This is a genomic window from Aerococcus sp. BD502 (assembly GCF_057919555.1).
This window is the reverse complement of sequence record NZ_CP147972.1, coordinates 51,087-63,329: the sequence shown is the minus strand read 5'-3', so window position 1 is coordinate 63,329 and position 12,243 is coordinate 51,087. Positions and strand designations below refer to the sequence as shown.

Here is a 12,243-nt window from a genome sequence, read left to right as displayed (position 1 = left end):
GAAAAAGAGTTCAAAGTGTAGTTAATTTATCTGTCAACAATGTTGAATGCTTGTCCCATGCATCCCTTTTGCCGGTGCTCAACGGGCCCTGTGCCTGATGAACAGGGGTTGAAGGGGATGTTTCGACAAGCAGAAGAGGGGCCCAGCCTACATTATCGAAGGAACACTCGGGTAGGGTTGAGTCAGGAGAGTGAGACGATAGTTCGTCAATCTTTGCCCACTTTAAAAACTCGACAAATTCTTGGCCGTTTCTATGATGACTTGCATGTGTCAGACGGCTTCCGTTTAAACAAAGCTTCTCCCATTAAGTATAAAACTGCTGTCCGTTATTATGGTCAACAACTTAGAGAAGTTTTAGAGCATTTACATGTTTCGATTAAAGGCTTCATTGAACCGAAGGTTGTGATTGTGGATCAAAGTGAATTGCCCAGAGATGTTATTGCTAGTTTTTTGCCAAAAAAGAATGCAATTTTCCTTAAAGGGAATGTGGCGGACGATACTTTAATTTGCCAGCAACAACAAGGAGTTGCCTATCCGAATGAGCCTATGAGTAGCTTAGTTCATGAGCTAGCTCACTGGTACCAATTCCAAAAGGTCAAGCACCAGCAGAAAAATATGACACCTTTGGAGATTCGGCAAGCAATTCGGCATGAAAGCGAGTTATTGGTTGATAAACTGGAGAAGTTAGGCTACGATATAGAAAAGGATATTAGCTTGTATGCTTACCGCTCTTTATTAAAAAACAGTCCCGAAGAGGTGTATGCAGAAAATTTTGTGAAAAACTTTGTAAGGAGGAAAAGGTAGCATGTGGGAACATCATAATGAAGAAATGGCAAGATTAGAAAGTATTATTAGTCCGTATACTACTTTTGACTTTCAAAGATCAAGAGACAAGCACTATTACCTACGTGACGATGCACCGGAAAATGTCCGAGAGGCTTTTGAAAAATATGAGAAATTAATGGAGAATAACGAACTTATTTTTATCCGCTAATACGAGCACCCCTAGGGTGCTTTTCTTGTCCTCAACACGACGTTAAACTGTTGGAATAAAATACGATGACTGAAGGGGTCAATGACGTGCCACTGACTGGGCTTAGGACTGGTTGGGGGCTTTTTGGCGTTGTTTGAACCGTTTGGGCTGGAGGAATACGGATGGAAAAAGAAAACATGACGCAAGCTGAGGAAAGAACAAAAGCACAAGACGAGGTTAAGCAACAAGACGATCAACCGGCGTTGCCAGAGACGCAAGCGGAGTTAGACCGTCAGATCAGTAAAGCGGTTGAGACGGCGTTAGCGAATCGGCAAGTGAAGTTTGACCAAGAGTTGGAAGCCGCTGTTCAAGAAGCGGTGAAGGAGGAACGGTCTTACGCGAAGATGTCACAGGCTGAAAAGCAAGAAGCTGATTGGAATAAGCGAGAAAAGGACTTAGCAGCCCGTGAGGCGGCTTTGAAGCACAAAGAACTGCTGGCTGAAGTTAAAGCTGACTTGCATGAGAAGGGCTTACCTTTAGAGTTGGCGGACCTGTTAGCCCATGGGGACGATAAAGACACCATTTTAGCGAGTGTGAATGTGGTGCGCTCGCTGGTAGATGAGGCGGTTCAAAACGGGGTGAAGGCTGCCTTGAGGCAAGAAAGCCCGAGTGTTTCCAATCGTGGCGTGCAAACAACGGATCCCGAATTATCCCTTGCGGCATTTGCGGCGAAGAACCGGATGATTAAATAGGAGGAATGAAATGTTAAAACGACAAAACTTTAATCCCGACCATGTGACGATGGCCACGGAGAAAGATGGGACGATCCCCAAGCAATATAATGATTTGATTTTACAAGAGGTTATTGAGAATTCTAAAGTGATGCAATTGGGGAGATACGAACCGATGGAACACTTAGAAAAAGAATTCCAATATTTCGCAGAAGGACCGGGCGCTTACTGGGTGGGCGAAGGTCAAAAAATTAAGACGAGTAAGCCCAAATGGTTAACCGCTAAGATGGTGGCACATAAGCTAGGGGTGATTATTCCGGTTTCACGGGAGTACTTAACCTATACCATGGCGAATTTCTTTGAGGTATTAAAGCCACGAATTGCGGAGGCCTTCTATAAGAAATTTGATGAGGCGGCCATTTTGAATGTGGATAACCCTTACGCTCAATCTATTGAGGGGGCGGTGCAGGCGGCCCAGACGGTGGTGTCCGGGGAGATTAATTATGATAATATCCTGAAGCTGGAAGATGTGTTATTGGAAAATGATTATGAAGCCAATGCCTTTATTTCGAAGGCGCAAAATAAAACGGCCTTGCGGAATGCGACGAAGAAAGAGGCGGGCATTTTAGAGACGCTCTATGACCGTCAAAACGAGACTTTAGATGGTTTACCGGTGGTCAACTTGAAAAGCAAAGAGATGGCACGCGGGACCCTGTATGCAGGCGATTTCGATTATCTCTACTATGGGATTCCTTATGGCATGGCTTACCAATTATCTGAAGACGCTCAGTTGTCGACGCTACAGAATGAAGACGGCACGCCAGTGAATTTGTTTGAACAAGAACTCTTGGCCTTGCGGGTGACGATGGATGTGGGCTTGATGCTGGTGAAGGATGAGGCCTTTGCGAAGTTAGAGGCTGGTGGTGCGTCGGGGGAGTAAGCGGAGGGGCAACAGCCTCCAACGCCAGTGAGATGGAAACTGAAGCATCGAGGTACCGAACGGTGGCCGAATTAAAGGGGCTCTTAGCTGAGCGGGGCATTGCTTATCCCGCGGATGCCCGCAAAGCAGATCTACTGGCCCTGCTGGAGTGATTTTATGTCAGATCAATTAGTCCGACGTGCCCAGTTATTAATTGGCCTAGCTCCCGATGAGCAGGTGGAACTCCTCACCGAAATTAAAGAGAATACGGAGGCGCTGTTTCGGATAATTACCGGAGCGGTGATCGTTGAATCTCGTTATTCCTTCATGCTTGTGGAAGTAATGGTCAAGCGCTACAACCGTATTGGCGCCGAGGGAATGAGTCAGGAGCGTCAAGTGGATTTGTTACATGTTTTTCAACAAGATGATTTTGAGCCTTATATGGAGCTTTTGAACCGTGAATTTGGCCTCCTTGAAGATCAGCGTCAAAAGGGTGGGGTGGTCTTTCGATGAGGTATACGGAGAAGATTGAGCTGCTGCCAGCAGGCGGGACCGAATGGAAATATAACCCGATTGTGGGACGGAAGGAGCCGGTAAAAAAGAAAGGGCTCTTTTTTTATGCTTACATTCTTCCGATATCTATTGAGCGGCAAATGGCGGTGTTTGGTCAGCTCAAAACGCAGGCCGTGACCTGTCGGCTTAAAAATCCACTGTCCCGATGCAGAGAAACCGTTTGGGCGCTCACGTATCACGCCTGCCGCTATTGACTACCAGCGTTCAGCGAAACGAACCTTGGAGCGTGCTGATATTACGGCAGAATTTTATTCCTTCCCACAAAAGTATGTTGTCGGGATGTCGGACAGTGCGGAACAGATGGACCAATGGCGGGCTACCGTTTCCAGCTTCTTAGTGTTCACGAAAGACAACGAAGGTGAATCCCCTAAATTAGGCCAATTTAGCGTCCCAAGCATGTCGCCCTTCACGGAGCAACTGCGCACCATTGCCTCACTATTTGCGGGGGAAACGGGGTTAACCTTAGATGATTTAGGATTTGTCACAGAGAATCCCGCCAGTGCAGAGGCTATTAAAGCGAGCCACGAAACCTTAAGAATTCAAACCGAAAAAGCCCAGCGTGACTTTAGTGCAGGCTTCCTCAATGTCGGCTATCTGGCCGCCGCACTGCGTGATAGTTATCCTTACCTCAGGCAGCAAATTTATTTAACGGAGGCCAAATGGCAGCCAATTTTCAAACCCGATGCTGCCACATTAAGCCTGATTGGCGATGGGGCTATTAAGCTTCAACAAAGCCACCCCGGCTACATGAGTGACGAAGCGCTAACGGATTTAACCGGAATAAAAGGGGAAAGCCATGGTTAAAGATGTTACGCCAGAGCTGCTTAAGAAAATTAAAACAACATTTGTTCAAAACATTGAAAAGAACCGAAAAATTAAAAGCATTAAAAAGAAAATTGATCTGAAAACGGCTACGCATATTGATTCGCATGAGTTTGGCATTGAGGTTGGAAAATGCCTGTCACGGGCGTTTAAAAAAGAATTGTCTTCTGACGTGCTGCCCGACGGGCGGATGTATTATAATATAGCTAAGCGCATTATGAATGAAACCTTCCAACGGAATTATCAGTTGGTGCAGGAGAATGCGAAAGAGGTTCATCAGATTTTGAATGAGCAAGCCCATAATCACCTACTGGTAGAGACTCCGATTAACCAAGACCGTTTGAACGGCATTATTGAGCGCCTCGCTGGGGAAGAAAATTACGACAAGGTCTCTTGGCTCCTCGATGAACCGGTGGTCAATTTCAGCCAAAGCGTGGTGGATGATTTCATTCAGAAAAATGCGGAGTTTCAGTACCAGGCCGGGCAAACGCCCAAAATTACACGAATAGCCACTGGGCACAAGCCTTGTGATTGGTGTCAGGCTTTAGCTGGAACCTACCGCTACCCTGGTGTGGATAAAAAAGTCTTTCAACGCCATGCCAATTGCCGCTGCATCGTGGATTATCATCCGGGCGATGGACGAGTGCAGAATGTGCATAGTAAGCAATTCCTGTCAAACAATATAGATAAAGGTCTTAATGATTTCAGAGCTAAATCACTTGATAATATAGTGAATAGAGAAAAAGGAAAATATCAAGAAAAGGTAGACAAGACCCGAAGGAAATTGAAAAATCATTTGCTGGGGCAAAACGTAAATGGTGTTAAAATTAAAAATATTTCTGAACATACTGCAGAGAGAGTTATACTACGAGATTTAAATATTGATGAAATTTTGGATGCTATCAATAATCCAATAAAAATTGAAAATATAAAATATGATGCACAAAATAGGCCTTCTTTTAAAGTGATAGGTGAAAAAACGACAGTTTATATAAACCCTAAGAACGGTGCTATAACTACAATGCATAAAACAAGCTCAAAATTAGTAAGAAAAATGAAGGGAGAACAAAATGAAAATAGATCTTAATAGTTCTGACAAACTTTTTTTAAAAAACAATCATTTTATTATTGATTATGAAAAAAATTATACAGATGAAGAATTTTTAAATCTCTTAGATGATCTTTATTTTCAAGAAATCTCATATGTCGAAGTTGATGATGAAAAAGCTAGAAGATTTGCTGACATTGCTGATATTGTTGCAAAATTAGGTTAGAGCATGACTATATGTATAAAAAAGGGATGAGCTATAAAGAAGCACATGAGATGACTTCAAGAAGATATTTTTATGATCCGCCAAAAAAAGGAAAGAGGGACTAAGAGTGTTAACTTTTAAATTAATCAGTTTTAAAGATGGCTTTTATCATTATGAAATTTATCCTGAGGGGGATGAAAGTAAAAAAGGATGGATTATTTTTAATCCAGAGACTGGAGATGTTAAGGAATTGAAAGAGCCGAACAGCTCTTTTGATTGTATTAGTCATTTTTTTCAAGGGTTGGATGATAGAAATGGCAAGATGAAAAAAAGCGGCATGGTAGCTTGGTTTTAAGGCACACTAACCCAATAAAGTTAGTCGTGCTTTTTATATTTGGTGAAGGGGTGGCAAGGGCTTGTCAACGAAACGAATTGGCAACCAACAGCCTACCCGATCGATTATTTTACCCTACGACCGAACAGACGCAGGCGAAGCCATTAAGTTTTATGAAAAATCAGGGCGGACAGCCTATGAATGGCAGAAAAACCTCTTGGAAGCTATTTTAGCCCGCAACAGCGATGGTCTGTGGACGCACATGAAATTTGGCTATGCGGTGCCACGGCAAAACGGAAAGAACGAAATCGTGGCGATGCGTGAGTTGTATGGGCTCTATCAGGGTGAGAAAATGCTTCATACCGCTCACCGCACCTCCACGAGTGCGGCAGCGTTTAACCGCTTGTTGGATCTTTTGGACGAAATGGGGCTCGAAGAGAGAAAAGACTATACCAAGATTAAGGCGATTGGCCGTGAGTATATTCAATTCACTGATGGGGGAGAGATTGATTTCAGAACCCGCAGCGCCACTGGCGGTTTAGGGGAAAGCTTTGACTTGATGGTAGTGGACGAAGCGCAAGAGTACACGACGAACCAAGAGTCGGCCTTGTTGTATACGACAGCCGCTAGCCAAAACCCCCAAACGATTTTCACCGGGACACCCCCCACACCGGTTTCTAGTGGGACGGTCTTTACCAGTTTGAGGAATAACGTGTTAGAGGGCGGTCTGGAAGATACGGGTTGGGCGGAATGGTCAGTCGATGAACAGTCTAATATGCGAGACGTTGACTTGTGGTATCAAACCAACCCTAGTTTAGGCTTGCGCTTATCGGAGCGGAATATTCGAGCAGAAGTCCGGGACGATGAGATCGACTTTAACGTCCAGCGCTTGGGCTTTGGCTCCGCTACAACCAAAAATCAGTGATTTCTGAGGACGAGTGGGAGAACTTACAAGTTTCTCGCTTGCCTAAACTAAAAGGCAAATTATATTTAGGGATTAAATTTGGACATGACGGCACCCATGTGGCCATGAGCGTGGCAGCAAAAACGGCAAGTGGTAAGGTTTTTGTTGAAGTGCTAGATTGCCAATCCATTCGCAATGGGAATTCTTGGATACTGAACTTCTTAAAGCAAGCCGACTGGAAACAAGTCGTGGTCGATGGCGCCAATGGCCAGCAACTATTAGCGAATGAAATGTCAGAGTTACGCTTGCATAAACCGATCTTGCCGACAGTGAAAGAAATCATTTTAGCCAATGCCACGTTTGAGCAAGCACTATATGGTGAAACACTTGTCCATGCCGGCCAACCATCCCTCGCCCAAGTGGTGACCAACTGTGAAAAGCGCAACATTGGCACGAGTGGGGGCTTTGGCTATCGTGCACAAATTGAAGAGCATGAGATTGCACTAATGGACAGTATGATATTAGCGCATTGGGCGTGTAGTCATGCGAAGCCAGCACAAAAGCAACAAGTTTATTATTAATAAAAAGTCAGCACGTTAATGCGTGGTGGCTATTTTTATTGTCCTGGATAAGACGCTAAAAGGTCTATTCGTCTGCCCGACGTTATGGGGCAAACCTCTCGTGGGCGTGGCCACGTAAAATAATCGAAAGGGAGAAATTAGATGGATAGAAAGTTTTTAGAGTCGTTAGGTTTAGAAAAAGAAGCAATCGATAAGGTTATGGCAGAACATGGGAAAGCCCTGACGGATAAGGACAGTCGATTGAAAGACTTAGCTGATAATAAGCAAGTTTTGGAAAAGCAAGTGAACGATTTGAACCAAGCGCTTTCTTCAACGAGCAAAAAATATGAAGGCTATGATGAAAAGCTTAAGACGTTGGAGAAAGAGGCGAATGATTTCAAATTAGAAAATTTGAAATTTAAGATTGCGCATCAAAATGGTTTGCCTTTGGAGCTCGCCAATCGTTTGGCTGGCGGAGATGAGGAAGCATTACAAAAGGATGCCATCGTGCTGGCGGAATTTGTGAAAAGTAAAGCATCTCTCCCCTTGGCGTCTACAGAACCGCAACAGGTCGATCGTGAACAAGAGGCTTATCAAAAAATGCTTGATGGCTTAAAAGGAGAAGGAGAATAAAAGAATGGTATTAGAACGAGGAAAATTATTTGAACCGCACTTAGTTTCTGATTTAATGAGTAAAGTTCAAGGCAAGTCAAGTGTGGCTAAATTATCACGGCAAACCCCTATCCCTTTCAACGGGCAAAAGGAATTCACTTTCACCATGGATTCCGAAATTGATGTGGTGGCGGAGTCGGGTAAGAAGACGCATGGGGGCATTGGTTTAGAACCTGTGACCATTAATCCGATTAAAATCGAATATGGAGCACGTGTTTCTGACGAGTTCATGTATGCTTCTAGCGAAGAACAGATCAATATCCTGCGAGCTTTCAATGATGGCTTTTCTAAAAAGCTGGCTCGAGGTTTGGACTTAATGGCTTTCCATGGGGTGAACCCACGTTCAGGGAAAGCGTCCAACGTGATTGGGGATAACCACTTTGATGCCAAAGTCAGCCAAACGGTTCAGTTGCCAGCGGACGCTACTGACGCTAACGCTGCGGTGGAAGCGGCGATTGCGCAAGTTGTAGGTGCCGCCGGCGAAGTCACTAGGATGGCCCTCTCCCCTGAATTCCGGGCTTTATTAGCGAAGCAAAAGGATGGGCAAGGGCTGGCTATGTTCCCCGACTTAGCATGGGGGAATGCGCCTGAACTCATCAATGGCCTCCAAGCTGACTTGGAAGAACCGAAGCAGAAAATTAAAGAGTTAGAGGGCGTCATACGCCACTTGGAAGGGGAGAAAAAATGTTAAAAGAAGTAATGATTAATTCCGTTGTCAGCATTTTAGTTGTCCTTATCGGCTTGGCTTTTGCGGGCGTGCGGCAGTACTTAGCCGCCAAAGGGAAAGAGCTAAAAGTGGGAATGACTGCCGAGCAGTATGCCACGGCTAGCAAAGTCGCTAAAACTATCGTGGATGCCGTGGAGCAGGTGTATCAAGATGTTCAAGGCGACGAGCGCTTGAAGAACGCCTTAACAGAGCTAGATGCCGCTTTACGAGAACAGGGAATCACGCTCACACCAGAGCAAAAACGCCAGCTCATCGAAGCAGGCGTGTACGAGATGAATCGAACCAAGGAGGCGATCGTGTCGACACTACCCTCACAACGACGCCAAAAAGGCGATACAGGAGACCATGGCTAAAGGGGACACCAGCGACACGAAGTGGGGGTGCCCCGCTAGAAAATTCCTCAAGGACTGGCTAGAAGCTGATATAGTGCACTAAAAAATAAATTCTTGACATACGTAAAAATAATACGTATAACTGAGATGTAAGGTGAGGAAGATATGACGAAGACAAAGCCTTACAGGAAGGTAGTCAAAAAGCTTCGAAAAAACGGCTGGGAGCTTGATCACACTACCGGATCGCACGAAATTTATGTGAAAGATGGGTATACCTGCCCGGTCAAGTGTACGAAAAAAGATATCCCTGCTGGAACTTTGACCAAGATTGAGCGGATTACGGGGCTAACATTTTAGCCCTCCGCTTGTCGCCTCACAAGGAGGGAGAAAAATGGAAAAATGGCTGTATCCTTGTATTATCACGGAAGAAGACGGGGTTTTTTACACTCAAGTTGTCGGTGTGGAAGAAGCTTTTACCGACGGCGAGACGATCACTGAAGCGATGCAAAACACTAAGGATATGCTGGCGGGTCTTTTCACTTCATATGCGAAGCATGACCGTGAGATTCCTCGGCCGGCTAATCCTGATATATCTCTAAAGCCTGGTGAAAAACTGGTGCTGATTGATTTATGGATGACGCCGATTATCGATAAAGCCAGGCAACAGGCGGTTAAAAAAACCTTGTCGGTACCCAAGTGGCTCAATGATGCTGCCGAAAAAGAAGGCGTTAATTTTTCAGGAGTACTCCAAGCCGCTTTGAAAGAAAAGCTAGGAATTTTATAGCCCGAAAACTAACGGGGAAAAGAGCACTCATGGAGAGCTCTTTTTTTATGCTTTCAAACTGAAGGAGGAACCATGCAAAAAACAATCAAGCAAACTTTTAAAATCAGCCCCCACGGTGGAGGTTTGACACTGGAAAATTTAGGAGTCATCAAGACCCGAGATATCAAAACTGTACGCTTCGACCTGGACTTTATCGAGGAAGATGGCCATAAGCTGAGCTTAGACGATAAGCGAGTGTATGCCTATGTCACGCTTGGCGAGCAGCAGTACGTGCTAGAAAGTATGGAGCGCCCTGGGCTTTTCCTTTTTGATACAACGGTCATCCAACGTCCTTGCAAGGTGCGAGTGGATGTGTATATCGAGCAAGGTGAGGAGTCGGTGGATGCGGGGGCTTTTGTCTTCCAAGCGGATATCTCCACAATTGATAAGGACATTGATCGCATTCTGACCACGGAAATGCCAAGCTTGGGTGGCTTGCTTCAAGCTAGCAGCAGTGGTGTTAGTGAAAGGATCGAGACTGAGCATGGCTGGTATTATAAGTTAGGAAAGGACTTAGTACTGATGTACCAAAGCTTTGAAATAAAGGAAGAAAAGGATCAATATACCTTTAAATTTGATCCTGATTTGCCGATTGAGGAAGCGGTGTGGCTAAAATATAAGACCACCCCACAACTTGTCGCTCGTGTGCTGGAAATCAAAGGCAAATTCACTTCTTTTGAGGAGGTGGCTGAAAAATATGCGGCAATGGCGTCGATAAGCTTCGAATACGCACTAGAAATAGTTGAAAGCTATATACTGGATATCGCGGGCATTGATATACTGACGCATTTTTCAAACGGTAAAATACTCGCACAAAAAAGCGGCCATGCTATCCCTGAATCCTACTATCTCTTAGGAGTGATAAACCATGAAAAGAATATATAAGAATATTCTGAATACGAAGCGCATGTCCCCTATAAAAGGCAAAGTTACAAAAATAAATAAATAGCTTAAAGTGTACGTTTTTTATAGTGTACGTGCCTTAGTCAACCCTTCCGAACTTAGTGCTTGGAGGGGGCTTTTTTATTTGTCTTATCGTTTTTCTATTCCTAATCCTCTTTGTGATAAAAAAAAGGAGGGATTTTTATAAAAAACTCAAGAAAAATCTTACAAATAAACATATTACTATGTATATTAGATATAGAAAGTTGAGAGGAGGAAATAATAAAGGAATAGAAAGGGGAGTGAAAAATGGTCACAGAAACGATAAGAGCCATCGGAACGTTGTTAGCTGGAATTGGTACACTGCTCACAGGAGTAGCTAAATTGATAAAAAAAAGTAAAGAACAAAAAAACGACTCACAACCCCCAAGCAAGGAAAAGTAAGTCGTTAAGGGATACAGGGGAGATACCTCCCCTTCCATCCTTATCTTAACACAAGAAAGGAAGAAAGCAATGGAAAATCATATTTATTTTATTGTGCTTTATATTTATTTTACTAGTAGATAAAAAATGAATAGAGGTAAAAATATGTATGCAGATAGCGAAAAGATCAAATGGTTGCTAGAAAATCAATCCCAATACCGAATTGCTAAGGAAACTGGAGTGGCACAGCAAAACTTGTCTAAATTAGTGAACAACAAAATTTCTTTAGAAGGTATTACCTTTGAAACCGCCAGTAAACTTACAAAATATGCGGACGAACTTAGAAAAACTAATCATTGATGTTTTTTATATTCTGAGACTGAGTTTTTTCCAGCCCCTTTTAAATAAAGTTAAAAGCAGTCAATATTGATAAATTTTCCTGACTAAGAGACATTAATTACGATATGAGCTATCTGAAAGGAAACCTAAGAAATAATATTAAATCCGATGTAATACAGATGACAATAGTTTTTCAATTGCCTTAAAAATGAAGATAAATGGCGTCAAGCTTTTTTTACTTGCTATAATGAAAATGAAGACTTTAGCAAGTATAAGATTTAAAGTGGGGCGATAGTATTGAAAAAGAATAAAGCCTATCCTAAATATTCCAGCAAAATATTGACTTTTCTAATGCTTTTTCTATTGACTTTTATTAGTTTTGAGCAAAAAACTTTCAGTGCTGAAGAGGAAGACCTAAAAGTATCTGATGAGATTACATCGGAAGTCCCCACGGGTTCTACTGATGGGGATAATGAACCGGAAAATTCAGAATCGAAGGCTCCTCTTGTGCCGGAAGCAGAAGAGGGCAATGAAATATGGCCAGACTTACCGACGCCAAAGGATCAGCCAGAAGATAATAATAAAAAAGATAAGGAAGAAACAAGGCCTAGCCAGGAAAAGCCAAAAAATGATCATGAATTTATTTTTCAATCGGATTTAAAAAAGAAAGCCTCAAAGGATAAGTCACAAAGAGGGACAGATAAAAAGCCGAAGCATTCTTCAAGCTCTAAGCCAGTAAAAAAAACTGATTCAATTAAGCTCAAGAAAGAAGATCAACCAGTTAAAAAGCTTAAAAGGTCTGAAAAAGAGCACCAAAAAGCCCCTTCCCAACAAAAAAAAGAATTGCCAGCTACTGGTACGTTTTCTTTTTTTGCTGGAGAAAGTTTCTGCTTAATCTGCTTGGGGACAATATTATTTATACTGCCGCTTAAGAAAAATTCTAGGGATTTGAGTAAATAATAAAATAAGCCTTAAA

At 43.2% G+C, this 12,243-nt stretch carries 18 protein-coding genes and 3 pseudogenes; all 21 read left to right on the top strand.

Annotated elements, in window-relative coordinates; genetic code table 11:
* Window positions 1–117 precede the first annotated feature (117 nt).
* Window positions 118–804: a hypothetical protein gene (locus WF803_RS00325; protein ID WP_489611158.1), complete on the top strand. Its 687-nt coding sequence runs from the start codon at window positions 118–120 to the stop codon at window positions 802–804.
* 1 nt (window position 805) lies between these two features.
* On the top strand, window positions 806–994 hold the full coding sequence (locus WF803_RS00320) for a hypothetical protein (protein ID WP_489611157.1): 189 nt from the start codon (window positions 806–808) through the stop codon (window positions 992–994).
* Window positions 995–1,155: 161 nt separating this feature from the next.
* Entirely contained in the window at window positions 1,156–1,725 is a 570-nt protein-coding gene (locus WF803_RS00315) for a DUF4355 domain-containing protein (RefSeq protein ID WP_489611156.1), read from the top strand.
* A 10-nt stretch (window positions 1,726–1,735) separates the two neighbouring features.
* Window positions 1,736–2,644: a phage major capsid protein gene (locus tag WF803_RS00310; RefSeq protein WP_489611155.1), complete on the top strand. Its 909-nt coding sequence runs from the start codon at window positions 1,736–1,738 to the stop codon at window positions 2,642–2,644.
* 62 nt (window positions 2,645–2,706) lie between these two features.
* A complete protein-coding gene (locus WF803_RS00305; RefSeq protein WP_489611154.1) occupies window positions 2,707–2,796 on the top strand; it encodes a HeH/LEM domain-containing protein in 90 nt (29 codons plus the stop codon).
* Window positions 2,797–2,800: 4 nt separating this feature from the next.
* Window positions 2,801–3,136, top strand: a complete 336-nt coding sequence (locus WF803_RS00300; protein WP_489611153.1) for a phage head-tail connector protein — start codon at window positions 2,801–2,803, stop codon at window positions 3,134–3,136.
* Window positions 3,133–3,390 (top strand): hypothetical protein, encoded by a 258-nt coding sequence (locus tag WF803_RS00295; RefSeq protein WP_489611152.1) that lies wholly within the window; start codon window positions 3,133–3,135, stop codon window positions 3,388–3,390. Before WF803_RS00300 ends, WF803_RS00295 begins: the two co-directional genes overlap by 4 nt.
* Window positions 3,329–4,000: pseudogene (locus WF803_RS00290) on the top strand (hypothetical protein); the annotation flags it as partial. The gene WF803_RS00295 and the pseudogene WF803_RS00290, both read left to right, overlap by 62 nt.
* Window positions 3,993–5,105: a hypothetical protein gene (locus WF803_RS00285; protein WP_489611151.1), complete on the top strand. Its 1,113-nt coding sequence runs from the start codon at window positions 3,993–3,995 to the stop codon at window positions 5,103–5,105. The pseudogene WF803_RS00290 and the gene WF803_RS00285, both read left to right, overlap by 8 nt.
* Window positions 5,089–5,292, top strand: a complete 204-nt coding sequence (locus tag WF803_RS00280) for a hypothetical protein (protein ID WP_489611150.1) — start codon at window positions 5,089–5,091, stop codon at window positions 5,290–5,292. The genes WF803_RS00285 and WF803_RS00280 overlap by 17 nt, the downstream gene beginning before the upstream one ends.
* Before the next feature lie 106 nt (window positions 5,293–5,398).
* Window positions 5,399–5,626: a hypothetical protein gene (locus WF803_RS00275; RefSeq protein ID WP_489611149.1), complete on the top strand. Its 228-nt coding sequence runs from the start codon at window positions 5,399–5,401 to the stop codon at window positions 5,624–5,626.
* A 61-nt stretch (window positions 5,627–5,687) separates the two neighbouring features.
* Window positions 5,688–7,090: pseudogene (locus tag WF803_RS00270) on the top strand (terminase).
* Window positions 7,091–7,231: 141 nt separating this feature from the next.
* A complete protein-coding gene (locus WF803_RS00265; RefSeq protein ID WP_489611148.1) occupies window positions 7,232–7,702 on the top strand; it encodes a phage scaffolding protein in 471 nt (156 codons plus the stop codon).
* Between the two features lie 4 nt (window positions 7,703–7,706).
* Window positions 7,707–8,360, top strand: a pseudogene (locus WF803_RS00260) (phage major capsid family protein); the annotation flags it as partial.
* A gap of 65 nt (window positions 8,361–8,425) precedes the next feature.
* A complete protein-coding gene (locus WF803_RS00255) occupies window positions 8,426–8,821 on the top strand; it encodes a phage holin, LLH family (RefSeq protein ID WP_489611147.1) in 396 nt (131 codons plus the stop codon).
* Between the two features lie 144 nt (window positions 8,822–8,965).
* On the top strand, window positions 8,966–9,157 hold the full coding sequence (locus tag WF803_RS00250) for a type II toxin-antitoxin system HicA family toxin (RefSeq protein WP_489611146.1): 192 nt from the start codon (window positions 8,966–8,968) through the stop codon (window positions 9,155–9,157).
* Window positions 9,158–9,191: 34 nt separating this feature from the next.
* Window positions 9,192–9,584, top strand: coding sequence for a type II toxin-antitoxin system HicB family antitoxin (locus tag WF803_RS00245; protein WP_489611145.1), 393 nt, complete (start codon window positions 9,192–9,194; stop codon window positions 9,582–9,584).
* 72 nt (window positions 9,585–9,656) lie between these two features.
* Window positions 9,657–10,508: a hypothetical protein gene (locus WF803_RS00240; RefSeq protein ID WP_489611144.1), complete on the top strand. Its 852-nt coding sequence runs from the start codon at window positions 9,657–9,659 to the stop codon at window positions 10,506–10,508.
* A gap of 306 nt (window positions 10,509–10,814) precedes the next feature.
* Entirely contained in the window at window positions 10,815–10,949 is a 135-nt protein-coding gene (locus WF803_RS00235) for a hypothetical protein (RefSeq protein WP_489611143.1), read from the top strand.
* A 126-nt stretch (window positions 10,950–11,075) separates the two neighbouring features.
* Complete coding sequence (locus WF803_RS00230; RefSeq protein ID WP_489611142.1) at window positions 11,076–11,288, top strand: XRE family transcriptional regulator; 213 nt, start codon at window positions 11,076–11,078, stop codon at window positions 11,286–11,288.
* A 276-nt stretch (window positions 11,289–11,564) separates the two neighbouring features.
* Window positions 11,565–12,227 carry a hypothetical protein gene (locus WF803_RS00225; protein WP_489611141.1) on the top strand — a complete coding sequence of 221 codons (663 nt, stop codon included), beginning with the start codon at window positions 11,565–11,567 and terminating at the stop codon, window positions 12,225–12,227.
* The last annotated feature ends 16 nt before the right edge of the window (window positions 12,228–12,243 follow it).

What these genes read in the sequence shown, in the direction of transcription:
- WF803_RS00325 (WP_489611158.1), top strand. Translation starts at nt 118, where the DNA reads ATGTTTCGACAAGCAGAAGAGGGGCCCAGCCTACATTATCGAAGGAAC.
- WF803_RS00320 (WP_489611157.1), top strand. Translation starts at nt 806, where the DNA reads ATGTGGGAACATCATAATGAAGAAATGGCAAGATTAGAAAGTATTATT.
- WF803_RS00315 (WP_489611156.1), top strand. Translation starts at nt 1,156, where the DNA reads ATGGAAAAAGAAAACATGACGCAAGCTGAGGAAAGAACAAAAGCACAA.
- WF803_RS00310 (WP_489611155.1), top strand. Translation starts at nt 1,736, where the DNA reads ATGTTAAAACGACAAAACTTTAATCCCGACCATGTGACGATGGCCACG.
- WF803_RS00300 (WP_489611153.1), top strand. Translation starts at nt 2,801, where the DNA reads ATGTCAGATCAATTAGTCCGACGTGCCCAGTTATTAATTGGCCTAGCT.
- WF803_RS00295 (WP_489611152.1), top strand. Translation starts at nt 3,133, where the DNA reads ATGAGGTATACGGAGAAGATTGAGCTGCTGCCAGCAGGCGGGACCGAA.
- WF803_RS00285 (WP_489611151.1), top strand. Translation starts at nt 3,993, where the DNA reads ATGGTTAAAGATGTTACGCCAGAGCTGCTTAAGAAAATTAAAACAACA.
- WF803_RS00280 (WP_489611150.1), top strand. Translation starts at nt 5,089, where the DNA reads ATGAAAATAGATCTTAATAGTTCTGACAAACTTTTTTTAAAAAACAAT.
- WF803_RS00265 (WP_489611148.1), top strand. Translation starts at nt 7,232, where the DNA reads ATGGATAGAAAGTTTTTAGAGTCGTTAGGTTTAGAAAAAGAAGCAATC.
- WF803_RS00255 (WP_489611147.1), top strand. Translation starts at nt 8,426, where the DNA reads ATGTTAAAAGAAGTAATGATTAATTCCGTTGTCAGCATTTTAGTTGTC.
- WF803_RS00250 (WP_489611146.1), top strand. Translation starts at nt 8,966, where the DNA reads ATGACGAAGACAAAGCCTTACAGGAAGGTAGTCAAAAAGCTTCGAAAA.
- WF803_RS00245 (WP_489611145.1), top strand. Translation starts at nt 9,192, where the DNA reads ATGGAAAAATGGCTGTATCCTTGTATTATCACGGAAGAAGACGGGGTT.
- WF803_RS00240 (WP_489611144.1), top strand. Translation starts at nt 9,657, where the DNA reads ATGCAAAAAACAATCAAGCAAACTTTTAAAATCAGCCCCCACGGTGGA.
- WF803_RS00235 (WP_489611143.1), top strand. Translation starts at nt 10,815, where the DNA reads ATGGTCACAGAAACGATAAGAGCCATCGGAACGTTGTTAGCTGGAATT.
- WF803_RS00230 (WP_489611142.1), top strand. Translation starts at nt 11,076, where the DNA reads ATGAATAGAGGTAAAAATATGTATGCAGATAGCGAAAAGATCAAATGG.